Genomic DNA, 26667 nt, shown 5'->3' with positions numbered 1-26667 from the left:
CTTAGTCCCCTACATTGTATCCAATTCATGATCAAAGGGCAAATGAACAAAGGGTGACGGGCAAATGTTCAATTTGTGTACACTTTACCTGCGCTGGCGGGTCGATTACAATAGAAAAGGAACGCGATACAAGGAGGAGAACAAAGTGGTCCAAATGATCATTGCCACAGTTCTGATGCTCGTGCTGTTTTTCGGACTGGGCTTTATTTTGAATATGTTGATGAAAACGACGTGGTTTCCGATCTACGCGTATGTCGCGCTGGTCATCGGGCTGATTGTATACTGGTCGGTCGGCACCGGGACGTTCCTGTCCAACCTCTCTGAATTCACTTACGTGGACTACACGCCGGGCGTAGGCGGGCTGATTGGCGCCGTGTTGAGCGGCACCGCGATCAAGGCGCTCAGACAACGCGGATTCAAAATGTTTTGATGACTGTGGTGCAACAGGCGCATTCTTTGCTTTAAATCCCCATGCGGCAGGGCTGTTCGGCTTCGATATGAAGCGGGCGGACGATGCCGGCAGGGGATTTTTTTACATATATCGGAAAAAGAGCAGAGCGGCGCAAGCGCCGGTTGGAAAAATTGTTTTCGCGGCGGACGATGCCAGGCTGTCGATTTTTGTGGTAAACTGGTAGATAGAGACGAAATTTCAGGTAGTTTCGGAAGATGGCGGGATGGGGCTGAGAACGGTATGCGCATGACGAATTTGCTTCATTTTACGGAGAATCACCGCTTCTACGTCGGCCGCGAATTCTCGTTGAGCAGCGTGGATCAGAAGATGCTGACCCTGATGTATCAACCGATGGTTGGCGCTTTTGCCATGAGTGTGTACCAGACGCTGTATCAGCAGATTGGCGCGGATCGCGTAGGCTTCTCAGCGCTGGAGCAGCAGCGCAAGCTGTTTTTGCTGTTGGAGCTGGAGCCGGGCGAGCGCGGTCGGAAGTTTTTTATCGAAACGACGTCGAAGCTGGAAGCGATCGGACTGCTGCAGACGACGCGTAAATTTTTGCCGGATGAAGACGATTATGTGTTTGAATATATGCTGGCGGCGCCGCTGAGCCCGCATGAATTTTTTCGCAACCAGCATTTGACGCTGCTGCTTCGCGACAAGGTTGGCAAGTTCATGCTGCTGTCGCTGCGCGAGGAGCTGCTCGCTGAGGAGCCTCAGGCATGCCGCGGAGCGCAGGGAGAGAATCTGTCGGTGCCTTTCTATGAGCTGTTCCGCTTGAATACGCAGGTGATCGATTATGAGCTGGAGCAAGCGTTGTACGAGGCGTCGGCGACTCGTCAGCCCGCAGAAAACGGGACGCTGGACGTGACGAGCAAGGCGCTGGATTATGCCGATTTGATCACGCGATTTCCGCGCGGCTCGGCCAATCGGGTGTTCGTGGAGGGCTTGCGCTTCCGCACGGACCAAATGGCGGCGATCAATATGATGGCGAAGAAGTACCGGCTGGCTGTGTCTGATGTGTGCCGGCTGCTGGATGAGGACGGGGCGTTTAATGAGGAGGGCGAGCTGCAGACGGATTTGCTGCAATATCGCGCCAATTTGCTGTTTCGTCAGGGAAAAAAGCGCGGCGAGGAGAACGAGCGGATGCTGGGCCGGCTGGAGAGCGGCGAGCAGCAGGAAGCGGATGACGAGAAGCCGGTGGAGATGCAGTATTATCTGGAGGTGCCGCTGGTGCTGCGCGGCGAATGCACCGACCATCAGTACAACTTTATTTTACGCAACGAGCAGTATCCGTTTGTGTTGAAAAAGTTTTTCACGCAGGGCGCGACGCCTGACGGGGTGCTCGATATTTTCGAAAAAATCGATTTGAACTACAAGCTGAATATGGAAGTGATCAATGTGCTGATCCACTTCCTGCACGTCGACCGGCGCTCATGGGCCAAGTCGTCGATTGAGGCGGTGGCGTCGGACATGCTCGGCAAGCAGATTACGACGTATGAGCAGGCGGTTGAATATGTGCGCGAGAAGCTGCGCTTCAAGGAGAAGGCGGCGTCCAAAGCCGAAGCGGCGCGGGCGGGCGGCGGCGGAGCGACGCGGGGACGGCGCGGCGGCATTCAGAAGCCGCAAATTCCGATTATTGCCGAGGCGGCCGTTTCCTCGGCGCGGCCGACGGACGAGGAGCTTCAGGCGATGCGCCGTCGTGCGCAAATGCTCGATGAGAAGCTGAATCGCTAGCTTGGCCAAGCCAAGCAACGCTGATGAAGAGAGGTGGACACAGTGGAATCGCTATCCGATATTTTAAAATCGATGCCGGATGCTTCATGGAGAAAAAATGCCGAGACGCGCATCCGTCAGGTGCTGGACGACCCGCTGATCCGCAAATTTCGCCAGAAATACCCGACAGTGGACGACTACACGATCAAAATCAATATGAACAAGCTGTACCAATACGTCACGGAATACCACACTTGTTCGAATTGCCCGGGGCTTGAGCGCTGTCCGAACGATATGACCGGCCACTATACGATGCTGACGGCAGAGACGACCGGCGAGCGGACGTACATTCACGAGGAGAAGGTGTCTTGCAAGAAGTTTACGGCCAAGCAGGTGCAGGACGCGATCAGCAGCCGGATTCGCACCTTTCATGTCGATCCGCGGATGGTCAGTCAAAGCTATTCGTTTGAAGATATTTTTGACAAAGATCTGGAGAGAGCTATTGCCGTCGATCAAATCAGCGCTTATGTGACCCGCACGATCGAAGAGGGCTTGCAGACGCGCGGCCTGTATTTGACCGGACGTTTCGGCACAGGCAAGACGTTCCTGATGTGTTATATGCTGTACCAGCTTGCCAAGCATGGATTGACCGGGGCGATTGTGTACATGCCGGATTTTGCCGAGGATTTGAAGGGGATGTTCCAGGAGCCGTACAAGCTCAAGGAAACGATCGAGCTGCTCAAGGAAACGGATTTGCTCGTGTTTGACGACATCGGGGCGGAGAATTTGAATCCGTGGCTGCGCGATCATGTGATCGGAGCGATTCTCAATCACCGGATGAACCGCAAGCCGACGTTTTTTACCTCGAATTATGAGCTGTCCGGTCTGGAAAAGCATTTCAGCTTCACGAGCAAGGACGGCGACGAGGTGTATAAAGGCCAGCGCATTATGGACCGCATTCGGCATTACGTCGATGTGGTTGTCGTCAATGGCACGAACAAACGCGCGGAGTAACGTCGGACGGGCCTCTCGGCTCGCGGACCAGACGGTCAGCCACGCAAAAAGACCCCCCGAATCGGGAGGTCTTTCGTCTGTATAGCGGAAATTAGCCTTGAACCAGCTTGATCACTGTGGCGATAATGCCCATGACGAGCAGGATGCCGAAAAAGGCGCCGAAGCCGATGGCCGTATCCATAAAGTCGTTTCTTGGCTCTTCGTTCACGTGAAGCTCAGGATGCTTAGGATCGCTCATTTTTGTGTACCCCCAATGTCCGTCTTTAACATAGGATTAGTATACCCAACTTGCAGGAAAGTTGTAAAGCCGATGAAAGTGACAATTGTGCAAACAATGTGTTGTGGCTGGCGGACAAAAACGGGCAAAATAGCGCTTGACTATGACATTAGTGTCATGGTTTACAATAAGAACATCCACTTGATCAAGGGAAAAGGTGAACGCCATGCGGATCAGCGAGCTGTCGAAGTTAACCGGAGCGAGCGTTCGGTCGCTGCGGTATTACGAGCAAAAAGGCCTGATCGCCACTGAACGCGGCGAGAACGGCTACCGCAATTTCAACCGGATGACGGTGGACCGGGTCAAGACGATCCAGTTTTATTTGAGCCTTGGTTTTACCACCGAGCAGATTGAAGGTTTCCTCAATTGCGTGATGAAGCACCCGGAAGCGATGTGCGACGATCTGCTGCCGATCTACGAGGAGCGGCTGCAGCAAATCAACAAGCAGATGGAAATGCTGGAGCTGATCCAGGCCAATCTGAAGGACCGGATCATCTACATTCAGCAGGATCGCAATGGCGGTGAGCAGCAAGCGCCTGCAGCCGCTGCGCCGCGAATGGACGATAACCCAGCGATTCACTAGCCGCCGGTTCGGTTGAAATGGGCAAGCGATGTGGTATACTTTACATGTTGACAACATCAGTAGCTACAATCCTACTTGATGCTATATTTTACACTCTATGAAGGAGGAACTTCCAATGGCAATTGTAAATGTTTCCGACCAAAATTTTAACACAGAGGTTGAGGGTTCCGGCAAGGTTCTCGTTGATTTCTGGGCGCCTTGGTGCGGTCCTTGCAAAATGATTGCGCCTGTTCTGGAAGAGCTGGCGACTGAAATGGCCGACGTGAAAATCGCGAAGGTCAATGTGGACGACAATCCGGAATCCGCTGCCCGCTTCGGCGTAATGAGCATTCCGACGCTGATCGTGTTCAAGGACGGCCAGCCGGTGGATAAGGTGGTTGGTTTCCAATCGAAGGATGCGCTGAAAGGCGTTCTTAGCCGCTACTAAGCTTCACCGTTCACGTCAGAAAAGTCGTGAGAAAAAGCCCTTTTTCTGCTATGCTGAGAAAGGGTTTTTTCGTTTGCTCCGCAGGCTTGGCGAAGAGGCGGCTGCCGAATCGTCAAGGAGCGGGAGCCCCGTCAGCGGTTGACGTTCTGGCAGACGGGGCAAGGGGATTTTTTTCACGGGAAAGGAGAGCGGAGCATGAGTGGAGAGGAAGAACGCGAGGCGAAGGAACGCAGTCTGGAGACGATCCGCGGCAAGCTGGCGCTGCTGCCGGACAAGCCCGGTTGCTATTTGATGAAAAATCGCGAGGGCACGATCATCTACGTCGGCAAGGCCAAGGTGCTGAAAAATCGGGTCCGTTCCTATTTTACCGGCAGTCACGATGCAAAAACGCAGCGGCTCGTCAGCGAGATCCGCGATTTTGAATATATTATCACCTCCAGCAATATGGAGGCGCTCATTCTGGAGTGCAATCTGATCAAGCAGCATCACCCGCGGTTCAATGTGCTGCTCAAGGACGACAAGACATTTCCTTATATCAAAATTACGCACGATGAGCATCCGCGGCTGGAAGTGACGCGCCGGGTGTACAAGGACAAGGGGAAATATTTCGGTCCGTACCCGAACGCGTACGCCGCGCAGGAGACGAAAAAGCTGCTTGACCGGCTGTATCCGCTGCGCAAGTGCAAAACCCTGCCCGACAAGGTGTGCTTGTATTATCATATGGGGCAATGTCTCGCGCCGTGCGTGCAGGAGGTGCCGGCGGAGACGAACGACAAGCTGGTGCAGCAGATCGCGCGTTTTCTGAACGGCGGGCACGAGGAGATCAAGAAAGAGCTGACCGACAAGATGCTGGCGGCGTCGGAGGAGCTGAATTTCGAGCGGGCCAAGGAGCTGCGCGACCAGATTATGAGCATCGACGCCGTGATGGAGAAGCAGAAAATTACGACGGTGGATGCGGTGGACCGCGATGTGTTCGGATATACCGTGGACAAGGGCTGGATGGCCGTACACATTCAATATATGCGTCAGGGCAAGCTGATCGAGCGGCATGTATCGCTGTTCCCGTATTACGGCGAGGAGTACGATGATTTTATTTCGTATGTGACGCAGATGTACAGCGACAATCCGGCGCTGCCCAAGGAGATTTTTTTGCCGCCGCTGCCTGCGGCTGAAGCGGTGCGGGCGGAGCAGGGCGCAAACGGGGAGCAAGGCGAGTCGGCGGCTGCGCTGGCGCCGGAGGAGAAGGACGTCCGCGAGGCGTTGGAGTCGTGGCTGAAGGTGAAGGTATACGTGCCGCAGCGCGGCTTGAAGAAGCAAATGGTCGATATGGCGCGGGATAATGCGCGCATGGCGCTGGACGAGAAGTTCCGTATGCTGGAGCGGGATGCGGCCCGTTCGGTCAAGGCCGTGGAGAATCTCGGGCAGCTGCTTGGCACCGGAACGATTCGCCGGATTGAAGCGTTCGATAACTCGAACATTCAAGGCACGAATCCGGTGTCGGCGATGGTTGTGTTCGTCGACGGCAAGCCGGACCGCAAGGAATACCGCAAGTACAAGGTGAAGACGGTGCAGGGGCCTGACGATTACGAAACGATGCGCGAGGTGATCCGCCGCCGCTACGAGCGGGTGCTCAAGGAACAGCTGCCGATGCCGGATTTGATCGTTGTCGACGGCGGCAAGGGGCAAATCTCGGCGGCAATTGACGTGCTGGAGAACGAGCTTGGCTTGTACACGCCGGTGTGCGGTCTCGTCAAGGATGCCAAGCACCGCACGGCGCAGCTGATGTCCGGCGATCCGCCGGAGGTCGTGCCGCTGCCGCGCGACAGCCAGGAGTTCTACCTGCTGCAGCGCATTCAGGACGAGGTACATCGCTTTGCGATCACGTTCCACCGCGAGACGCGCGCCAAGTCGATGGTCGTGTCGCAGCTGGACGCGATTCCCGGCATTGGCGAGAAGCGGCGCAAGGCGCTGCTCAAGCATTTCGGCTCGGTGCGCAAAATCAAGGAAGCGTCGGTTGACGATTTCAAGGAGTTGGGCATCGGGGCGAAGCTGGCCGGCGAGATTTTGCGCGCGCTGCGCGGCGACGCCGAGGCGGAGCCGGAGCCGGACCGGACGCCGGTGGAGCCGGACGGGGCCGGCGAAGCTGCGGCGACGGGAGCGGAGTGAGCGCTGCGGCGGAAGGCGAAGCGGGCGGATGCCGGCGCGCGGACGAATGCGGGCGAGGCAGAGCGGCGGAGCGGGCTGCGGGGCAGAGGCAGGGCTTGTCGGTGCGGGAGCGGGCTGCGAGCGGGGACAGATAAGCTGCCTCAGGAACCGGCTGGCGCTTCCGCGAGCGTGCCGCCAGGACCGGCGACCGCAGCAGCGCTGCCGGCCCAGCCGCAAAAAAAGGGATGAATGCAGAGCGTATCTGCTTCATCCCTTTTTGGCCTGCGGCTGCAGCATTCCGCTGCGCAGCGCCGTCAAGCCGGCGTTTCGACCGCGCTGCTGCTGTTGCCGCGCCGCTTGTGCAGCCAAGCCAGCGCCAGCGCAATCAGCGCCGGCAGCAGCACGTAGAAGGCGCCGAGCACGACATGTCCGGCATCACCTATCCCGAGCAGCGACAATCCCATCAGAATGCTGTCCATGCAGGCATGGGCGAACAGCGTTGTCATAAAGCCGTATTTCAAATAGGCATAGCCAAGAATGACGCCGATGACCGTTACCTCGATCAGCCGGGTGTACACCGGATAGATCGGATATAGCGTGTGACTGGCCGCCCAAAAGACGCTGGGCACAAGCACGGCGATGAAATCGAAGCGCAGCAGCTTTTTAAACCAGGCAATGCCGAACACCCGGTAGGCCGCTTCCTCGGAAATCGCCGCTGCCCACGCCATCAGCGGGAACAGGCCGGGGACGAGCAGGTTGAGCAGCGAATTGCTCGCATCATTGACCGACCAGACGCCGAAGGCGGTTTCGCCCGTATAGAACAGGGCTTGCTGAACGCCAAGCAGGAAAATCGCCAGCAAATAGCCGCGCCCCATACCGCTCAGCACGCTGCGGCCAAAGCCGGGCTCGCGCCATCCTGGCCAAGACAGCCGGGTCAACCCGGCCTGCTCCCAGAGCTGGTGGCCTGCGGCCAACGAGATATACACCCACAGCGCCATCAGCAGCGTCGCGAAATTGACGAACACCATGCCGAAGATGGCTGCGCCCGGATAGGTGTCGGTTCCGATCATCGCTTTAAAGGAAGGGTACATGTTCAGGTTGTTGACGATATATATCGTCGTAAAGAGGACGGTGAGCAAAAGCCCCTTGCGAAAATTCATCCGCTTGCGCGCGATAATGGCGGCAATGACGCCGCCGATGGCCAACAGTACGCTGAAGCCGGTGCTGATCCAGGTCATGATCGAAGCCGATTTGTCCTGACGTTCCAGCCACTGTTTCTCCGTTTCGGGGATCGAAAAGCCGGGCTCGTAGACGGACAGCTCGCCGTTTTCTGTAAACGATAGGCGGATTTGCAGCTTGGCTTCGCCGATCGTTCCGCTCGTTTTTTCATAAACCAGCTGCCCCGGGGTTTGGGTATCGGCCGGCTGCAGCTTGAAGTCCTCCGGGTCCCAGCCTTGCGCGACCAGCGCTTCGCCGGCTTGGCGCTCCGTTTGACCGTCTGGCAAGCGGACGGGCCCGTTGCCGCCGGCCCGGGTAGACCAGCCGACAATGTCGCCGGTATGGTAGTTCACTTTGACAAAATAATGCGCTTGCTCAAGCGGTGTCGAAAGCTCCACTTCGTAATAATCGAGCGGAACACGCTCGCCGTAAGCTTGATTGTAGGCGCTGAGCAGGTGCGTTTTTTGCAGGTAACCGCTGCGCGTTTTTTCCGTCTGATAATAAACAAACGTTCGCGGCTCTCCCGTATCAAAGCGTTCGCGCACAAAATCGGCTGCCGCTTTCGCAGCATCCTGCTTCGTAATCGAAGGGTCCTCGGTCGGTGGCTCCAGGTCCGCCCGCTGATGATAGAGCGCATTCACGCCAAAATAAAGCACAAGGCCAATCGCGGCCAGCAGCACCAAAAAGCGATTCCATCGCACGTTCAACAAAGCAGCTCCTTCAGCAGCAAATTGGAAAATCGGTTACCCTTAACTTAACATAGATCAAAAAGAATGCCAATTGCCTTCAAAGCGCTCGCAAATGAGGGTAAATGCGAGATTTTGCAGCAGAAGTTCCTGTCCAGCTTATCAAACCGTGTCCCATGCTCGGAAAATACGCCCAAATCCGCCGAAAATGACTTTGTCTTTAAAGCGGAAACAGCGATATAATTCATATCAATTGAATAAAAAGCCGAATTTCTTTACGAAAACGGGGGAACCATGAAATTGGGGTGAATTTTGCAGCCGGGCTGCAAATAGGGTGATCCACGCATCCGAATCCGTCAGCTAACCTCGTAGGCTTTGCGTCAGGAACCATAACCGTTCAAGGCATTGGATTTCCAGTGTCTTTTTTGTGTGTACAGGGGGACTTATGAAAAAAATTAAAAATCCGCTGCTGCGGCTGATGCCTCCGCAAATTCTGGTTCTGGGCTTTGCCGGCATCATTCTATGCGGAACTTTGCTGCTTATGCTGCCCATCGCGACGACCGGGAGCGGCACGCTGCCGTTTATTGACGCTTTGTTCACTGCAACCTCGGCGACTTGCGTGACCGGTCTGGTTGTCGTTGACACTGGCACCAGCTTTACGACGTTTGGTCAAGTGGTGATTATTTTGCTCATTCAGCTGGGCGGTCTCGGCTTCATGACCATGTCGACACTGATTGCGTTCGTGTTGCGAAAGAAAATAACGCTGAAGGAACGGCTCATTCTGCAGGAGGCGCTGAATCAGGGCAGCATGGAAGGGATTGTGCGGCTAATCCGCAAGGTGCTGCTGTACTCGCTAGGCATTGAAGCGATTGGCGCGGTGCTGTTTACGGCGCGGCTGAGCTTTGATCTCGATTTTCCGAAGGCGCTTTATTACGGTGTCTGGCATTCGATCTCGATGTTTAATAATGCCGGCTTCGACTTGTTCGGCCCGATTACCGGCCCGTTCAGTTCATTTACGAGCTACGCGAACGATTTTGTAATGAACGTAACGGCGATGAGCCTCGTTGTATGCGGCGGCATCGGCTTTATCGTCATTTCCGATTTGCTGGAGTTCAAACGAACCCGCAAGCTGTCGCTGCATTCCAAGGTCGTGCTTAGCATGACCGCCTTCCTTATTGTATTCGGGGCGATCGTTATTTTTGTCTTCGAATATACAAATACCAAAACGCTAGGGCCGCTTCATCTCGGCGGCAAGGTGCTGGCGTCGTTCTTCCAGTCAATCGCGCCGCGTACGGCCGGGCCGAATACGGTGGACATCGGCTCGTTGCGACAGGCCTCGCAATTTTTCATCATCGTGCTGATGTTTATCGGCGCCTCGCCGGGCTCGACCGGCGGCGGGATCAAGACGACGACGTTTACCATTCTAATCGGCGCGATGATTGCGATGATCCGCGGCAAAGAGGATATCGTCATTTTCCGCTTCCGCCTGGCGCAAAATCGTATTCTCAAAGCGATTACACTTGTTATGATCGCCTTGTTTCTTGTGATCTTCGTGTCGATGCTGCTGTCAACGACCGAGGATGCGCAATTTTTGAAAATCTTGTTTGAGGTGACCTCGGCGTTTGGCACAGTCGGCTTGTCGATGGGGCTGACGCCCGCGCTGACGGTGTTTGGCAAAATCATGATTAGCGTTATGATGTTTGCCGGCCGCCTCGGGCCGATTACGCTCGCTTACGCCTTACAGCCAAAGCCGGAGAAGGAGCTTTACCGCTACCCGGAAGGCAAAATTACGATTGGATAGGGGATATCAGGCATGAAAAGTCAGTACGCAGTCATCGGGCTCGGCCGCTTCGGCTCCAGCTTGTCCAAAGAATTGATCAAGCTCGGCCATGAGGTGCTCGGCATCGACAGAGATGAAGAAAAGGTGGATGAAATGAGCGCGGTGCTGACGCATACCGTTGTCGCCGACTCAACCGATGAGGAAGTGCTCAAGTCGCTCGGCATCCGCAACTTTGACTGCGCTGTGGTGGCGATTGGCGACGATATCCAAGCAAGCATTTTGACAGCGATTCTGCTCAAGGATCTTGGCGTCAAGCAGGTGGTGGCCAAGGCGCTGTCCGAGCTGCACGGCAAGGTGCTGACCAAGATTGGCGCCGACCGCGTTATCTTCCCGGAGCGAGACATGGGCATCCGCGTGGCGCACCAGCTCAATTCGCCGAATCTGCTCGATTACATCGAGTTATCCAAGGACTATACGATTGCCGAGCTGTCGGTGCCGCGGCGTTTGTGCGGCAAATCAATCAAGGATTTGGACCCCCGGGCCAAGTACGGCTGCAGCGTCGTGGCGATCAATAAACAAAGCGGCGTCATTATTGCGCCGATGGCGACCGACGTGGTCAATGAGAAGGACGTGATGGTGATTATTGGCACGAACGATCAGATCGAACAGTTTGAAAGCGAAGTGATCGGCTGATGGAGAATGCGGTTTCCCTGCACGTTGATCAGGTGCTGCTGCTGCTGATCTTGATTTTTGGCGTCGGGATGTTCTCGGGCAAGCTGGCGAGCTGGCTGAAGCTGCCGGATGTCGCCTTGTTCATGATCGCCGGCATCGTCGTCGGACGCGGCTTTCATTGGGTGAGCGAGACGAGCACGTCGTTTACGAACCAGTTCATTCTGATCATGGGCTCTGCGCTGATCTTGTTCGACGGGGGACGGAACATCCGCTTATCCGGCTTGCGCCGCGTCTGGGTCACGATCGCATTGCTCAGCGTGCCCGGCGTTCTGGTCACCTGCGCGATTGTGGCCGTCATCGCCCATTGGCTGCTTGGCTTGCCGTGGCTGCTGGCGCTGCTGCTGGGGGCGATCATCTGCTCGACCGATCCGGCGACGCTCATTCCCGTATTCAAGCAGGTGCGCATTCGCACCAAGGTGCGGGAAACCGTGGAAAGCGAGTCGGCGTTCAACGATGCGACCGGCTCGATTCTGACGTTCTCGCTGCTTGCTGCAGTGCTTGGCACGGAGCATATCACCATTGGCGCGGGCATCGTCCGGTTTGCCGAAACGGCGCTGGGAGGTCTGGCGGTCGGCTGTGTGATTGGTTTGGTGCTGACGTATATTACGGCGCATCTGAAGCTTGGCTTCCTGCGCGATTATGCAACGATCGCGATGATCGTCACAGCGCTTGGCGCGTATCTGGCCGGAGAGTGGCTGCATGTGAGCGGCTTTATGGCCACATTTACGGCCGGACTGATCTGGGGCAACGCGGGGACGTTCAAGCTTGATATGCAGGACAAGCTGCATGAGATGAGCCATTTTTCCGAAAATATTACTGTCATCATGCGAATGCTGATTTTCATTCTGCTGGGCAGTCAGGTCGATTTCGCCGCTTTGTGGAAATACGGCTGGGCGAGCCTTGGCATCATCGTGGTGTTTATGTTCGTTGCCCGGCCGCTGACGGTGCTGATTTGCACCTTGCCCGACCGCCGCGCCAAGTGGACGTGGAACGAAATTGTCTTTATGTTCTGGGTGCGCGAAACCGGCGTAATCCCGGCGGCGTTGTCGGGGCTTGCTGCGGGTCTGGGCGTACCGCACAGCGATATCATCGCCAGCGTAACCTTCATGGCGGTGCTGCTGACTATTGTGTTTCAGGCGAGCTCAACGGCGTGGGTTGCCCGCAAGCTCGGGCTGGAGCTCAAGCCGGGCGAAGCGGAGCCGGACGGACATGCCTGACAGCAAGAAGACGTACAGGCTTCATAGAAGCAGCAAAACCCCGGCACCTCAGGCGTCGGGGTTTTTGGCTATCGAAGCTGCCGCGCCGCTACTTGTTGAAGTACGCCAGCGACTTGTCGACGAATTGCCGCACGGCCGGCTCACGTGCGGCGTCTTCCGCAAACAGGAGCGATGTGGTGCGCGTCGTCTGCTCCAGCTCCGGCAGATTGCGCAGCACCAGCTCGTTGTTGCGGATCAAGTCGTCGCGCAAATACGATTTCGGCAGCAGCGTGGCCGTCTTGCACGTCGAGACGAGCCGGATGATCGCTTCGAACGAATCGATCTCCATTTGCACCTCCGGCGCTACCGCATACCGCTGAAACAGCTCGTCCATCAGGACGCGGTACCACGTGCCTTTGGAAAATAAAATCATCGGCAGCTCATGCAAATCCTTCACATCCAAAGCTGCGCGGTCGATGCAAGGATGCCCGAGCGGCAGCACAAGGCAAAGATGATCGTCGAACAGCGGCTCGCAGCGCAGGCCGGACACCTTGATCGTCGAAGCGACCACGCCGACGTCAACTTTGTTTTCCTTCACCATCGTAACGACTTCATGTGTTTTGCCGGTCAGCAGCTTGATCTCGGTGAGCGGAAATTCGCCGAGATAGAAGGTGATCAGGTCCGGCAGCGTCGCCTGCAGCGTGGTCAGGCTTGCGCCAAGCCGGATCGAGCCGATTTTGCCTGCCGCTTTATAGGCGACCAGAGCCATCTTGAACTTGCGATCCAGATGGCGCAGCTCCAGCGCGTGCTCATAGCACAGCTGGCCGGCTTTGGTCAGCGCGAGCCGCTTGCCCTTGCGAACGAACAACTCGACGCCCAGCTCCTCTTCGAGCTTCATGATTTTGCGCGACAGCGCCGGCTGCGACAGGTTCAGCACCTGCGAGGCTTTGTTCAGACTGGCCTGCTCGACTACAACGGCAAACACGTCAAACAGTTCCATGACGGCAACTCCTTTTTATATGCATATTGGTTATAAGCGTTTATAAAAAAACAGCACTTCCATTATAAGCGAGAAAGAGGTACGATGTACATGTCACTTCTTGTTCACATATTTGTCCATTCGCCGTATAAACCGCTTGCAGGATGGCACAATAGGCGTGGATGATTCTGGGTTGACGCTCCTTTTGAGCGGGAGTACAATGATAGGTGGCTTGTCTGACGATGTCGGATGTTACAATTTAGGGGGGAATTGCTTCAATGACCGGAAATTCGTATTATTTTCGCAAGATCCACTCTTTGCTGGGGGTCATCCCGGTCGGTTTCTTTTTGATCGAGCATTTGCTCACCAACTATGAAGCCGTCAAGGGCCACGCCGCTTTCGTGGATCAAATCAACTGGCTGAACGGGTTGCCGCTGGTGCTGTTTATGGAAATCTTCGGCATTTGGCTTCCGCTTCTTTACCATGCCGTTTACGGCCTTTATGTCGCCTATCAGGCGCGCAACAACGTGTCGAATTACGGCTATTTCCGTAACCGGATGTTCTTTTTGCAGCGGGTCACGGGCGTTATTACCTTTTTGTTCGTTGCTTGGCATTTCTTCGAAACGCGCCTGCAGGTGGCCTTCGGCAATGTGGAGCACAGCGAGCTGGGCATGACGATGCACGACATTGCGACCAATCCGGTGCTTTTCACGATTTATGTGATCGGGATCGTATCGGCCGTGTTCCACTTCAGTAACGGCATGTGGTCGTTCCTGGTCAGCTGGGGCATTACGGTCGGACCGCGCGCGCAGCGAATTTCGACGTACATCTGGATGGGCGTTTTTGTCGTGATGGCGGTTATGTTCATCATGTCGCTCGTATCGTTTACGGGCACTGAATTCGAGCAGCTGCCGGCAGCAGCGCAAGCGGGACATTAAGGGAGAGTGAACTAACATGGCGAATTCGAAAATTATTGTCGTAGGCGGCGGTCTGGCCGGCCTGATGGCAACCATCAAAGCAGCGGAAGCCGGAGTTCACGTGCAATTGTTCTCTCTGGTTCCCGTGAAGCGTTCCCACTCCGTTTGCGCCCAAGGCGGCATCAACGGTGCGGTAAATACGAAGGGCGAAGGCGACTCCCCGTGGGAGCATTTTGACGATACCGTTTATGGCGGCGACTTTCTCGCCAACCAGCCTCCGGTCAAGGCGCTTTGCGAAGCGGCTCCGGGGATTATTCACCTGATGGACCGGATGGGCGTGATGTTCAACCGGACGCCGGAGGGTTTGCTCGACTTCCGTCGTTTCGGCGGTACGAAGCATCACCGCACGGCGTTTGCCGGCGCGACAACCGGCCAGCAGCTGCTTTACGCGCTCGACGAGCAAGTGCGCCGCTGGGAAACCGCGGGTCTGGTCACGAAGTTCGAGCATTGGGAGTTTCTGGGTGCAGTCCTCGACGATGAAGGCGTCTGCCGCGGCATCGCAGGACAGGATCTGCGCAGCATGGAGATCAAGACGTTCCCGGCTGATGCCGTTATTTTGGCTACAGGCGGTCCTGGCATTATTTTTGGCAAAACGACCAACTCGGTGATCAATACAGGTACGGCGGCAAGCGCGGTGTACCAGCAAGGCGTTTATTACGCCAACGGCGAGATGATCCAGATTCACCCGACGGCCATTCCGGGCGACGACAAGCTGCGCCTGATGTCCGAATCGGCGCGCGGCGAAGGCGGACGCGTCTGGACGTACAAGGACGGCAAACCGTGGTACTTCCTTGAGGAAAAATACCCGGCCTACGGCAACCTTGTGCCGCGCGACATCGCGACGCGGGAAATTTTCAGCGTCTGCGTCGACCAGAAGCTGGGCATCAACGGCGAAAACATGGTGTATCTCGACCTGTCGCACAAGGATCCTAAGGAGCTGGACGTCAAGCTCGGCGGCATCATCGAGATTTACGAGAAGTTCATGGGCGACGACCCGCGCAAGATTCCGATGAAGATTTTCCCGGCCGTTCACTATTCGATGGGCGGCATGTGGGTCGATTACAATATGATGACGAATGTTCCGGGTCTGTTTGCAGCCGGTGAATGTGAATACCAGCATCACGGCGCGAACCGTCTGGGCGCGAACTCGCTCGTGTCGGCGATTTTTGACGGCATGGTGTCCGGCCCGAAAGCGGTGGAATACATCCGCGGCTTGGATAAGCACGCTGAAGACGTATCGTCCACCGTATACGATCGCGAGCAAAAACGTCATCAAGAGCGTTACGAAAGCCTGCTGAAAATGGACGGCACCGAAAACGCCTACGTGCTCCACAAGGAGCTGGGCGACTGGATGAACAACAACATGACGGTTGTCCGTTACAACAGCAAGCTGCAGGATACGATCAACAAAATCAAGGAACTGAAAGAGCGTTATACGAAAATCAACGTCAACGACGCTTCTCGCTGGAACAACCAAGGCGTGGCGTTCACCCGCCAGCTGTGGAACATGTTCGAGCTGGCCGAAGCGATGACGCTTGGCGCGCTGCTGCGCGACGAAAGCCGCGGCGCTCACTACAAGCCGGACTTCCCTGAACGCGACGACGACAAATTCCTGAAAACGACAATGGCCAAATGGACGCCGGATGGCCCGCAAATCTCGTATCAGGACGTCGACGTTTCATTGATTCCGCCGCGCAAACGCGACTACTCCACGGATAAGAAGAAGGGAGGACATTAATCATGGCTGAAACGACCGCATCCAAGTCTACAGTCAAGTTTATCGTGACTCGTCAGGAAAGCCCGGATTCGAAGCCGTATACGGAGGAGTTCGAGGTTCCTTACCGCCCGAACATGAACGTGATCAGCGCCTTGATGGAGGTGCAGCGCAATCCGCTTAACGCCAATGGACAAAAGACGACCCCGGTATGCTGGGAATCGAACTGTCTGGAGGAAGTGTGCGGCGCTTGCTCAATGGTCATCAACGGCAAGCCGCGCCAAGCGTGCTCGGCGCTCGTCGACAAGCTGGAGCAGCCGATCCGCGTTGCCCCAATGAAGACGTTCCCGGTTATGCGCGACCTCGTGATCGACCGCGGCCGGATGTTCAATGCGCTGAAGAAGGTCAAAGCGTGGATTCCGATTGACGGCACGTACGATCTCGGTCCAGGACCGCGGATGGCCGAATCGAAGCGCCAATGGGCGTACGAGCTGTCCAAGTGCATGACCTGCGGCGTCTGCCTCGAATCTTGTCCGAACGTCAATGACAAAACGGACTTTATCGGCCCGGCGGCTGTCTCTCAGGTGCGCCTGTTCAACGCCCATCCGACGGGTGAGATGAACCGCGAAGAGCGCCTTGAAGCGCTGATGAGCGACGGCGGCATTGAAGGCTGCGGCAACTCGCAGAACTGTGTGCGCTCCTGCCCGAAAGGCATTCCGCTCACGACGTCAATTGCGGCGATGAACGCCGACACGACGAAGCATCTGTTTAAAAAATGGCTGGGCGTGTAACGCCGGCCTGAAGGAAAAGCCGCTCCGGCTGCAGGTTATCTGCGCGGAGCGGCTTTTTTACGTGCTTTTATTCATCGCTATCAAGCTCGATAATGCCCAAATCCAGCAGAATGACAGACAATAAACTCAAGCATTTCAACTTGCTGTTGCTGCTATAAAATTCCTCTTGATGCTCAAAGACTTGACGGTTAGTCGGCGAAAAATCATCGATGTCGTATTCGCTTACTCCGATTTCCCGTAGACCAAGTTCCATTTCTTCAACGGCTTTCAATACAGAGCTCCGAGTGATTTTGCTTTGATTCACATGATTCTGATGTAAAAATTGCTTGAGGTTCTCGCCGGTATCGAAGTGGAGATCGATGGTCCTATCGATAAAATTGGCAGCCGTGTAGCTCTCAATGCATGGATAGCTGAGCAGCAACAGCCCCTGCATCATGGACATCTCGTTCACATCTCTGGAGCTGCTTAAAGCGCCAATCAAGTCGCTGATGAAATGGGCATCTGTATTGGATTTGATATCCCGATCGAACAGATAATAAATAGCCGCCCGGTCTACCGGAAATTTATATTTTTCAATCAATCGTTCAAACAATGCATTCATATATTCGTTGCTGTTGTTAATATAGGAGATCGCACTGTTCTCTGTATTGATCACAAAAATTGACGATTCGATGCCTTCTTTTTCGTTGTACTTCTGATATTTATCCAGTCGGTCAAGCTTTTCGTAGGTATAATCAAAAATTTGCGTGAACAACTTCCGCAGTAAATAAAACTCGGTTTTCAAACCTTCAACAATAATCAGCACCTTGCCGATATTTTTGTCCGGATTAATTTTCATGAACTTCATCCCTAAAATCAGGAATGCCGCCGAAAACACCGCTGGTGTACATTTTTTCGAGATTTTGCGCTACTCGCGGTTGTTCGGAGGAAAATCGTTTTACTTTACTTCCTTCGATTCCCTTGAAGTCTACCGCGTAAATCTGATCCGGTCGAAGAAGCGAGTTGGAAAGCAGGTTCGTTGAGTGCGAGACCAGAAACAATTGGGCGTTGGAGGAATGGTTCATGAAGTATTTGACCAGCAATTCCTCCAGAAAATTGTGCAAGCCACTGCTGAACTCATCGATAATGAGCATGCCGCCGTTTTTGATTGTATGAAAAAATACAGGCAATAGCGCTATCAGTTTTTGATTTCCCAACGATTCCAGTGCAAACGGAATGGGTTCTCCTACTCCTTGGCGTTTAAAGAAGACGATTTTCCTTGCATTCTGGATTTTAAACATTCGGCCTTCACTTTTCTCCGAATATTCGATTCGCTGATGGAAGTTGTGCTTTTGAAAAAAATCGTTGATCTCCTCTGCACCACGTTTTTTCAAGTAGTCATCCAATTCCAAGCTGACATTGCCCGGCGAAAAAATGATTTCTTTATAGCCATCCATAAAAACCGAATTCAACAGAAAATCAAACCATTGCTTCAACAAATCGTGGTTCCTGAATCGGGTATTAAAAAAGATTTCTCTGAGAAATAAGGAATGGTTATCGATGTCCGTATACATTTTCGTATCCGTTATTTTCGATTCAGCGTTGCTTCCGATCCGGTTGATCAAGCAGTCGCTTCCCACAAATAATTTCTCAATCAGGCTATCTTGCAGTTCATCGTATTCAATATAATAAGTAATCCTCTGGTTAGCGATTTGAAATTCGTACTCCAGAATCAACGTAAACTGCTCAGAGAAAAGACACCGCTTTCCACCGAGGTCGACTGTTTTTTCTGCGAAAAGCAAGTCGAGTAACATTTTTAAAGCTTTAATGATATTCGTTTTCCCGGAAGCATTGGCACCTACGAACATCAAACCCTTTAAAACATCATTATTTATATTTGCATTCGTCAAAACCTTGTAGCCTGTCGCATGTAAATCAAAAGTGGTCTTCTCTTTGAAGGACAAAAAATTCGTTACCGTAAGTTTACTTAGCATGGCCAGCGCTCCTTTCTTAATATTTTATCCTATATGGTAAAAATTATACTACACAATAAAATTGAAATGTAATTTTTTTACGATAAATGCGGCGTGAGGTCCCGCAAATCCAGTCGAATCCTGCCGCAAATTTCTGCTATACTAGAGCTATCTTATTTTGAAACGGGGAATAACCGCGAATGGAACCGGAGTTGCAAATTCGCAGCTATTTGCAGTCGTACAAGCGGGCCACGGTGGCTTTGGCGGACCTGGAGGCGATTGTTCGCGATCAGCGCTGCACGTACGAGCAGTTTGCTGCCGAGGTTGTGCGTCTGGAGCGCGAAGGCGTGCTTGGCATGGTCAAAAGCGAAGGGCGGATGAGCAAGCCGCCGCAGCTGGCCTATCGGTACAAGGTGAATAAAAGCCTGCTCAAGCAGGAGCGTCAAGCCGCCGTTCTCCAGACCAATCTGCATCTGCATCCGCTGATCCGGCTGGACGCGTATTTGGCTGCGGAGCCGGGCGTCTGGGAGCGTGATTGGCCTTATATTAAAAGAGTGGATGCCTATCTGAGCCAATACGGGCTGCCGGACGCGCCTGTCCCGGCCCCGGAGCGCAGCTTCGCGCTCGTTGGCGACGAGAAATGGATCACGGATAAGCAAGGCAAAGAGCTGCTAAAGCGCATTCAGCTATGGGACAAGCTGCAGATCATTCCGGTGGCCGATCCGCTGATGATGGCGGTCAATCCGCAGGCGTTAACCCTTGATGTACATCGACACCTGATTCTGGAAAATAAAACGGCGTATCACGCGCTGCTGCCCGTGCTGCCGGAGATGCCGTTCGCTACGCTGATATTCGGCGGCGGCTACCGCATTGATCGCAGTCTGGAGCTGCTGCCGCTGCAGCTGCCCTTGCCCGAGGCAAACCATCAATTTTATTATTTCGGTGATCTGGACCGCGAGGGGTTTCGCATCTGGAGGCTGCTTGACCAGAACGCGCGCGAATGGTTCGACCGCCCGGTCCGGCTGGCGCTGCCGTTCTATCGGCTATGCCTGACCAAGCCGTTTGGCGAAGACGACAAAAGCACGCAGCGCGGCGATGCCGAAGCCACCGAGCTGTTTTTAAGCCATTTCACACCGGAGGAGCAGCGGCGCATTCGCGAATGTCTGGCGGCCGAGCGGTATGTGCCGCAAGAAACGCTGCCGACGGACGAGCTGCGCGCCGTATGGAGGAAATCTGCATGGATTACATAGAAATCGGACAGGTGGTCACCGGCTTTCGTGACCGGATGTCCAAGATGGCGTTATTTGATCCGCTGTATGAATTACAGCGCAAGCGCCAGACCGACCGGGGCGGGCGGCCGATCGAGCTGCTGGAGCTGGGGCTGCTGGCGCTGCTGTATTTTTTCGAGCAAAAGCTGCTGCGCAACAACAAGGCCGGGGTCAGGGAGCTGGGTCAATTTCTGCTCAAGGCGACCGGCATTTACATTGATTTGGACGACGAGGGCTTTGAGGATGTGGCGCGCCAGATCGTGCAGGCGTTCCGTCCGGCGACGGGCAAGAAACGCGAATTTTCGTTCATGAACTGGGAAACCGGCCAGCAGGAGCTGGTGTATGTGTCGATTTTGAAGGCACATGCCTTTGATTTGAAGACCAATACCCAATATTACACGCTGGATGACGAAGGGCTGGAGCTGATTTTTGCCACGAAGGAGTTTTATTCGGAGTTTCAGCTGTCGATCCATCAATTGATGCTGCGCAAGCAGCTGGAAAAGGGCGAGTTTGAAGGCGCGCTGCGGCAAATCAACGAAATGCGCATCGATGTCGAGGCGCTGCAGGAGCGGATGGTCAAGCTGGAGCATGAGCTCAAGCGCAATATCGTGTCGGAGGAAACGTTCGGCCGCTACAAGGAGCTGCTGAACGACATTTATTTACGGCTGCATATGGAAAACGAGGAATTTGAGGAGCTGCGTCAATTTGTCAAGGAGACGAAGGATCGCGTCCATGCCGAGACGGCGCGGCAAACCGACCATCGGCCGTATGAGCTGATTTTGCGGATTTCGGGTGAATTGGAAAAGGTGCACGGCGAGCATTCAGCGCTGTTCCACCAAAGCATCGTGTTGAAATCGCAGGCACTTGATGCGGCGCAGGAGTCGTTGTATTACACGGGGCTGGATTCGTTTAATTTTGATCAGGATATCGGCTCGCTGATTTTTGGCACGCCGCTGGCGCTGGAGTCGATGAAGGGCGTGATCACGCCGTTTTTGGGGCTGGAGCAGACGAAAACGTGGTCGCTTTTGTCCGTGTTTGCGGAGCAAAATGTGCTGGAGGACGCCGGAGAGGAGCGCGACGACGCGTTTCTGGAAATCGGCGAGGATGGCGAAGGGCAACATTATCAGGCGGTGCGGCAAAAAGCGTACAAGCTGCTGATGGCGCTATTGCTCGACAAGTTGGAGACGCGCGGCATTGTGGAGCTTCGCGAGGTCGCTGAAGCGCTGGCCGGCGGTGAGCATGCGAAGCTGCTGGCGGAGCGGGCATTTTACGATTTTTGGCTGCTGTTGCACCAGCGCAGTCCGCTGCGGGCGCAGGAGGGCGGAAGCGGCGAAGCGCGCAGCGCGTGGCTGGAAGCGGTGTTCGAGCTGCTTGGCGAGCGGGTGCTGCAGGTGACGGAGCTGGCGGATACGGTGCAGCCGAATGAGCGTTTTACGATTCAGAATATGCAATTTGCGTGGGGAGATACGGACAATGGGACTTGAGAACGCAACGGTCATGCGCGCTTTTCGCATCTATACGCTGCTGGCGCGAGACGGCTCGGCCGACAAGGAAGGGCTGACGGGATATATGGCTGACGATGCGGTACGCGGCTTGGTCGATCAATTCGCGCGCGAGGTCGATTGCGTGACGATTATTGCCGGCGAGCGCTTGTACATGATGCCGCAGACGCGGCTTTCGCCGTTTCATGTCAACAACGAGACGATCAAGCGCACGTATTTGCGGGCCAATGCGGTCAATGCCGACCTATATTTGATGTATGTGTGCATCATTGTGCTGGTTGGCGCCTTTTATGACAGCTATCAGACGATGGAGCCAACGCGCAGCTTTATCGGGCTGGAGGACTGGACCGAGCTGGTGAACGAGCGGATCGCGCTGCTGCGGGCGCACCCGGAAGCGGAGCTGCGCGAGATGGAGAAGGAATTTTCCTACAACTGGACGGCCTTGATCGAAAAATGGAGCGCGATGGACGACATCAAGGAAACCGCTTCGCGGCAAAGCGGCAATACGATCAGCCGGGTCAGCTTTATCGACACGGTGCGCCGTTTTCTGGTGGCCCAGGAGTTGGCCGTCGATATCGGCAATCAGGAAATCGCCTTGACGGAGAAAGCCAAGGTCGTCGTGCAGCGGTATTTCATGGAGCTGGAATACAATCGCGGGATTTTGGAATTTTTGTACCAGTTCGACGCACAGGACGGAAAGGAGCCAAGCGATGCCGGCGATATCTAAAATTCGGTTCACCAACGTCGTCTACGAGGACGGAAACAAACGTTATAATGACGAGCTGTTTCATTTCGACGGACATAACGGGGCGATTTTGCTGGAAAACGGCGGCGGCAAAACCGTGTTTATCCAGACGGCGCTGCAGGCGGTGCTGCCGCATGCCGATTTGGCCGGACGCAAAATGAAGGATACGCTCAGTCTGGCCAGCGGTGCAGCGCACGTGGCGATTGAATGGATTTTGAACGATCGGCCGCGCCGTTATGTTGTGACATGCGTGAGCTTGTTTATGACGGCGACGGGGCTGGATTCCTACCGTTATGTGTATGATTATCCGGCGCTGGATACCGATGCGATTGAGCGGATTCCGTTCGTCAAGGGCGAGCCAGGCCGGCAGCGGGCAGCGGACAAGGGCGAGATTTACGATTACTATCAGGGCATGGCCGGCAAGCGGATGAACGCGCGGCTGCTGCCGACGATCAAGGAATACAAGGCGGTGCTGGAGCAGGACTATCATATTATTGCGTCGGAGTGGGAGCGCATTGCCAAAGTGAACAGCACGGAGGGCGGGGTCGAGAGCTTTTTTGACGAATGCAAAACGACAAGCCAGCTGTTCGACCGGCTGCTCATCCCGACAGTGGAGGATGCGCTGCTCGGCTACAGTCAGGGCGAGTTCGCCGATACGTTCGAGACGCACCGCGAAAGCTTCAAGAAATATAAGGAATTGAAGGAGCGGATCGCGGAAAATCAGGGCATTCTGCTGGAGCTGGACCGCTATGTGCAGGCTGTGGCCAAGTGGGACGGCAAGCAGCGCGCTTATGCCGACGAGCAGGCGTTGGCCAAGGCGTATTGGGCGCTGGCCGGCGAGCAACGCGACGAGGAGCAGGCGCGGCTCGGGGGGCTGCGTCAGCAGCTCGCGGCCAGCGAGCTGCGCGAGCGGGAGCTGGGACGGCGGCGCGATTCGCTGCATATTGCCCGGCAAAAGCAGGAGCAGGACGCGCTGGAGACGAAGCTGGCGCTGGCCGAAGAGGATGTCGAGCGGCTGGAGACGGCGGTGCGCGGGACGAAGCGCGGCTATTATTCGCTGCGGCTCGCCGATTACAAGCGGCAGTGGCGGGAGGCCGGCGAGCGGATCGACTACGTCGAGCGCCAATTGGCGCAGCTGGGCGGCACCGAGGAGGAAGCGGCGCTGCAGGCGGCCTGGCGCGACAACGGCGGGCAAATCCGCAGCTTGTTCCGGCAGCAGGAGCGGCAGTGGCAGGACGAGGAGCGGCAGCTTCAGGAGCAGCTCGGTGCGCTGGAGATGCGGCGTGGTCTGGAGAAGACGGTGCTCGGCGAGCTGGCCGGCGAGCTGGAGCGCTTGAACAACCGCGTGATCGAGTATCGGTCGACGATGGCTGCCCGCGAGCGGGACCGCGAGCAACTGCGCCGTTCGGTGCTGGCCAATCCTGCGGCCGAAAGCATGGAAAGCAGCTTGAGCGAATGGAGCGAGCGCGAGCGCAAGCTGGACGAAAGCAATATGCAGCTGCTGCACAAGCTCAAGGAGCTGGGCGCGGAGCGCGAACGTCATGCAGCCGAGCAGGAGCAAGCGGAAGCAGCGCTCAAGACGGCGTACGCGCAGCGCTCGCAGGCGGAAATGGGCGTGCTGGCGTGGAAGGGCGAGCATCAGGCGCTGCTGGCTGAGCTGGCCGCTTATCGGCCGACGTCGTGGAGCCGATTGACCAGCGTCTACGACAAAATGAGCTCGATCACCGATTATTTCGAAGACGAGCTCAGCAAGCAGCGGGCCGACAAGGAAGCGCTGCTGCAAAAGGAGCGGCTGGCGTTCCGCTATATCGACGATTACAGCGGGCAGCATGAGTTTTTTGCCGACGTGTATACGGCCGGTTTGCTGGACCGCTGGCGCAGCCAATTCACGCTGCTCCAGACCGGGCTGCAATATTTGCGCAGCGTTGGGCTGACGCAGCAGGCGGAGCTGTATCCGTTCTGGGCGGTGACCGTCATTGTGACGGAGCCGGAGGTGGGGCGGCTTGCCGACAAGCTGCGCCAATACGCCGAGGATTTGCAGTTTCCGGTGCAAATTGTGTCGGTGCAGGAGGCGGAGCGCATCGCCAGACAGGGCGAACGCGAGGAAGCGGCGGACCGCATCTGGATCGAGCCGCAGATTTGGCGCGGCAACGCGGATGGCGCCGGGTTCGCCGAATGGAAGGCGGCGGTTTCCGCCAAGGGCGAGGAAAGTCGCGCAGCGCGCCAGGCCAAGGAGCGGGAGCTGGAACGGCTCGCCGAGGCGCAGGGCAAGCTGACGCGCTTTCTCACGCTGTATCCGCTGGAGACGGCGCAGGAGCTGGAGCGCCAGCTCAGTACGCGGCAGGGCGAGGTGCGCGAGCTGGAGAACCGCTGCGAGGAGCTGAAGCGGGAGCTGCGCCAGGGCGAGCAGACGATGGCGCTGCTGAATGCGACGGTGCAGGAGCAGAAGGAGGAGCGGGCGCAGCTGCAGCTGTGGATGGAGAAGGCGCGCACGTATATGGAGCTGGGCCGGGAGGTCGCCCGGCTGAAGGCGTCGGCTGAGGAGCTGGGCGAACAGGCCGAAGCGCAGCAGGCGAAGCTGGCTTTGCGTCAGCGGGTATTAGAGCAGGTCGAGGGCGAGATCGAGGCGGCAAAGGCGCGCGGCACGTTCGTGCGCGTCGAGCTGGCGACGCTGCGCGGGCAGGAGCTGTACGCCGAGCTGGCTGATGCGGTCGAGCTGCCTGCCGAGCGCAGCCTGGAGTGGCTAAAGACGGAGCGCAAGGATTTGCATTTGAAGCTGCATCGGATTTCCCAGGGTCGCCAGCAGTTGGAAAGCGAGCGCCAGCACGCGGCGAGCAGCAAGGCGGCGCTGGAGAAGGAGATGAGCCAGCTGCGCCAGGAGCAGGCCGATCTGGCGCTGGATGAAGCGCTCAGCTATACGGCGAGCGGCGAAGCGCAGATGGCCGAGCTGCTGGGCGAGCTGCAGGAGCTGCAGGAGCGGCTGGGGCGCGCGAAAACGGCGTGTGCGGCTGCGGAGAAGCTGGCCGGGGCGCAAGCGGCGCGGGTCAAGCTGCTCGTCGAGCAGTACGGCCAGACGCATGGGGGCGAGCGGCCGCTCGTCTTCCTCGAAGCGCTGCACGCGGTCGAGGAGAAGCTGCAGGACGAGGAGCGCGAGGCGCGGGAGCAAACGGCCGGGCTGCAGACGATGCTGGCGCAGGCGCAGGGGCAGCTGGCGAGGATCGAGGAAGCGCTGCAGGAGCTGAGCCCATACAAGCTGCTGCACGGCTTCGAGAATCCGCTGCTGGCTGCGGCGCGGCTGACGCCGGAGGCGCACAGTGATTTTCGCTACGACCGCATGAAGATCGTCAAGCAGGCGCTGGCGAAGCTGACGGCGGCGCGGGAGCGCGCCGAAGCCGAAGAGACCGTCGTGCGCAAGGCGAAGGCGGTATTCGTGGATTTTTGCCGCAAGCATGTGAAGGATGTCAAGCTGCGGGAGATGGCTGAACAAGGCATCGAGCAGAAAAACGGCTACGCCGAGGTGGCAGCGTTCCAGACGACGATGAACAGCCGCATCGAGCGGGTCAATCATGTGGCCGAGGAGACGATGCGCTCGCATAACCAGCAGCTGGAGCAGTATCTGATTCATGTTCACAGCCATTTGAAGCTGATTGCGTCTGAGCTGAAGGATATTCCGAACAAGACGAAGGTCAAGGTCGAGGAGCAATGGAAGGCGATTTATTCGTTCCACATTCCCGATTGGGAGGAGGCCGAGGCGAAGGAGCGGCTGCGCAAGCATCTGGAGTGGATTCTCGCCGAGCTGGAGAAGGGGCATTACCGCGACGACAGCGGTCTGGAGATCAAGTCGACGGTGCGCAAGGAGCTGGAGAAGTGGCTGGATACGAAGCAGCTTTTGCAGATCGTGCTGCAGGATAAGCCGATGCGTGTTGCTTGCCGCAAGGTGACCAACGAAAACAACGTCACGAAGGCGTCGTTCTCTTGGGAGCAGTCCAACAACTGGTCCGGCGGGGAAAAATGGAGCAAGAACATGACGTTATTCCTCGGGCTGCTCAACTATGTCGCCGAGAAGCGCCAGCATATTCAAGCGAATATGAAAAGGCACCGCACGGTCATTCTCGACAATCCGTTCGGCAAGGCGTCGAGCGATCATGTGCTCAGCCCGGTGTTTTTTATCGCCGAGCAGCTCGGCTTCCAGATCATTGCGCTGACCGCGCATGCCGAAGGCAAGTTCCTCAAGGATTATTTCCCGGTCGTGTTCAGTTGCCGGCTGCGTCCGGCTGCGTCGAGCGGCAAGCTGGTGATGAGCAAGGAGAAGGAAATCAATCAGGCGTATTTCCGCGACCATGCCCCGCAATCGTTGCAGCGGCTGGAGGATGTCAAGCAGATCGAGCTGTTGTTCTAGCAGCGGCGTTGCCTGCGGCGTGACGCTTACTTATGTCCGTGGAGCGGAGAGTGGGGCGCCTTCGGCGGGAGTGGCGGCTTGCAGCCCTTGCCTGTGATTCGGGACTGCTGTGGGCGTT

At 56.2% G+C, this 26667-nt stretch carries 21 protein-coding genes and 1 riboswitch; of the genes, 16 read left to right on the top strand and 5 right to left on the bottom strand.

All coding sequences use genetic code 11. The features are described 5' to 3' along the window. The first annotated feature begins 145 nt into the window (after window positions 1–145). From B5M42_RS13080 to dnaI, 3 genes are all read left to right on the top strand, one after another. The gene (locus B5M42_RS13080) at window positions 146–430 is read left to right on the top strand and encodes a YuiB family protein (RefSeq protein WP_209280667.1); all 285 of its coding nucleotides are present in this window, start codon (window positions 146–148) and stop codon (window positions 428–430) included. A gap of 261 nt (window positions 431–691) precedes the next feature. After that, window positions 692–2185: a replication initiation and membrane attachment family protein gene (locus B5M42_RS13075; RefSeq protein WP_134751046.1), complete on the top strand. Its 1494-nt coding sequence runs from the start codon at window positions 692–694 to the stop codon at window positions 2183–2185. A 42-nt stretch (window positions 2186–2227) separates the two neighbouring features. Continuing rightward, window positions 2228–3178, top strand: a complete 951-nt coding sequence (dnaI, locus tag B5M42_RS13070; RefSeq protein ID WP_134751048.1) for a primosomal protein DnaI — start codon at window positions 2228–2230, stop codon at window positions 3176–3178. A gap of 91 nt (window positions 3179–3269) precedes the next feature. Here dnaI and B5M42_RS13065 read toward each other — a convergent pair whose 3' ends face one another. Then, a complete protein-coding gene (locus B5M42_RS13065; protein ID WP_134751050.1) occupies window positions 3270–3416 on the bottom strand; it encodes a YqzM family protein in 147 nt (48 codons plus the stop codon). 205 nt (window positions 3417–3621) lie between these two features. Between B5M42_RS13065 and B5M42_RS13060 the strand changes: the two genes are divergently transcribed. The 3 genes from B5M42_RS13060 (at window position 3622) to uvrC (ending at window position 6631) form a co-directional block, all read left to right on the top strand. Continuing rightward, on the top strand, window positions 3622–4038 hold the full coding sequence (locus B5M42_RS13060; protein ID WP_134751052.1) for a MerR family transcriptional regulator: 417 nt from the start codon (window positions 3622–3624) through the stop codon (window positions 4036–4038). 115 nt (window positions 4039–4153) lie between these two features. Then, window positions 4154–4465, top strand: a complete 312-nt coding sequence (gene trxA / locus B5M42_RS13055; RefSeq protein WP_134751054.1) for a thioredoxin — start codon at window positions 4154–4156, stop codon at window positions 4463–4465. A gap of 195 nt (window positions 4466–4660) precedes the next feature. After that, a complete protein-coding gene (uvrC, locus tag B5M42_RS13050; protein ID WP_134751056.1) occupies window positions 4661–6631 on the top strand; it encodes an excinuclease ABC subunit UvrC in 1971 nt (656 codons plus the stop codon). A gap of 293 nt (window positions 6632–6924) precedes the next feature. Here uvrC and B5M42_RS13045 read toward each other — a convergent pair whose 3' ends face one another. Continuing rightward, entirely contained in the window at window positions 6925–8529 is a 1605-nt protein-coding gene (locus B5M42_RS13045) for a CPBP family intramembrane glutamic endopeptidase (RefSeq protein WP_230632907.1), read from the bottom strand. 238 nt (window positions 8530–8767) lie between these two features. Beyond that, window positions 8768–8904: riboswitch (cyclic di-AMP (ydaO/yuaA leader) on the top strand. A 55-nt stretch (window positions 8905–8959) separates the two neighbouring features. Here B5M42_RS13045 and B5M42_RS13040 point away from each other — a divergent pair. The 3 genes from B5M42_RS13040 to B5M42_RS13030 are packed head-to-tail and all read left to right on the top strand — an operon-like array spanning window position 8960 to window position 12243. After that, a complete protein-coding gene (locus B5M42_RS13040; protein WP_134751060.1) occupies window positions 8960–10315 on the top strand; it encodes a TrkH family potassium uptake protein in 1356 nt (451 codons plus the stop codon). A 12-nt stretch (window positions 10316–10327) separates the two neighbouring features. After that, on the top strand, window positions 10328–10987 hold the full coding sequence (locus B5M42_RS13035; protein WP_134751062.1) for a potassium channel family protein: 660 nt from the start codon (window positions 10328–10330) through the stop codon (window positions 10985–10987). Next, window positions 10987–12243: a cation:proton antiporter gene (locus B5M42_RS13030; RefSeq protein WP_134751064.1), complete on the top strand. Its 1257-nt coding sequence runs from the start codon at window positions 10987–10989 to the stop codon at window positions 12241–12243. Before B5M42_RS13035 ends, B5M42_RS13030 begins: the two co-directional genes overlap by 1 nt. A gap of 88 nt (window positions 12244–12331) precedes the next feature. On the opposite strand, the gene B5M42_RS13025 is transcribed toward B5M42_RS13030, so the two are convergent. Further along, window positions 12332–13222, bottom strand: coding sequence for a LysR family transcriptional regulator (locus tag B5M42_RS13025; protein ID WP_134751066.1), 891 nt, complete (start codon window positions 13220–13222; stop codon window positions 12332–12334). 257 nt (window positions 13223–13479) lie between these two features. Between B5M42_RS13025 and B5M42_RS13020 the strand changes: the two genes are divergently transcribed. From B5M42_RS13020 to sdhB, 3 genes are read left to right on the top strand one after another with little or no spacing between them, the layout of a single operon-like run. Then, window positions 13480–14139 (top strand): succinate dehydrogenase cytochrome b558 subunit, encoded by a 660-nt coding sequence (locus B5M42_RS13020; RefSeq protein WP_134751068.1) that lies wholly within the window; start codon window positions 13480–13482, stop codon window positions 14137–14139. A 16-nt stretch (window positions 14140–14155) separates the two neighbouring features. After that, window positions 14156–15916, top strand: coding sequence for a succinate dehydrogenase flavoprotein subunit (gene sdhA, locus B5M42_RS13015; RefSeq protein ID WP_134751070.1), 1761 nt, complete (start codon window positions 14156–14158; stop codon window positions 15914–15916). A 2-nt stretch (window positions 15917–15918) separates the two neighbouring features. Then, window positions 15919–16683, top strand: a complete 765-nt coding sequence (gene sdhB, locus B5M42_RS13010) for a succinate dehydrogenase iron-sulfur subunit (RefSeq protein WP_134751072.1) — start codon at window positions 15919–15921, stop codon at window positions 16681–16683. 67 nt (window positions 16684–16750) lie between these two features. Here sdhB and B5M42_RS13005 read toward each other — a convergent pair whose 3' ends face one another. Both B5M42_RS13005 and B5M42_RS13000 read right to left on the bottom strand, forming a co-directional pair. After that, on the bottom strand, window positions 16751–17521 hold the full coding sequence (locus B5M42_RS13005; protein ID WP_134751074.1) for a hypothetical protein: 771 nt from the start codon (window positions 17519–17521) through the stop codon (window positions 16751–16753). Then, on the bottom strand, window positions 17511–18656 hold the full coding sequence (locus tag B5M42_RS13000; RefSeq protein WP_134751076.1) for an AAA family ATPase: 1146 nt from the start codon (window positions 18654–18656) through the stop codon (window positions 17511–17513). Before B5M42_RS13000 ends, B5M42_RS13005 begins: the two co-directional genes overlap by 11 nt. Window positions 18657–18835: 179 nt before the next feature. Here B5M42_RS13000 and B5M42_RS12995 point away from each other — a divergent pair, with 179 nt between their 5' ends. Genes B5M42_RS12995 through B5M42_RS12980 form a run of 4 tightly spaced genes read left to right on the top strand, consistent with a single transcriptional unit; the run spans window position 18836 to window position 26549 of the window. Continuing rightward, window positions 18836–19885 carry a Wadjet anti-phage system protein JetD domain-containing protein gene (locus tag B5M42_RS12995; RefSeq protein WP_134751078.1) on the top strand — a complete coding sequence of 350 codons (1050 nt, stop codon included), beginning with the start codon at window positions 18836–18838 and terminating at the stop codon, window positions 19883–19885. After that, entirely contained in the window at window positions 19873–21387 is a 1515-nt protein-coding gene (locus B5M42_RS12990; protein WP_134751080.1) for a replicative DNA helicase, read from the top strand. The genes B5M42_RS12995 and B5M42_RS12990 overlap by 13 nt, the downstream gene beginning before the upstream one ends. Further along, window positions 21377–22132, top strand: a complete 756-nt coding sequence (locus tag B5M42_RS12985) for a DUF6063 family protein (RefSeq protein WP_134751082.1) — start codon at window positions 21377–21379, stop codon at window positions 22130–22132. Before B5M42_RS12990 ends, B5M42_RS12985 begins: the two co-directional genes overlap by 11 nt. After that, window positions 22116–26549 carry a coiled-coil domain-containing protein gene (locus tag B5M42_RS12980; protein WP_134751084.1) on the top strand — a complete coding sequence of 1478 codons (4434 nt, stop codon included), beginning with the start codon at window positions 22116–22118 and terminating at the stop codon, window positions 26547–26549. The genes B5M42_RS12985 and B5M42_RS12980 overlap by 17 nt, the downstream gene beginning before the upstream one ends. Window positions 26550–26667 lie beyond the last annotated feature (118 nt).

Source organism: Paenibacillus athensensis, assembly GCF_004514475.2.
Taxonomy (GTDB): domain Bacteria; phylum Bacillota; class Bacilli; order Paenibacillales; family NBRC-103111; genus Paenibacillus_AL; species Paenibacillus_AL athensensis.
This window is presented reverse-complemented; position numbering and strand designations above follow the sequence as displayed.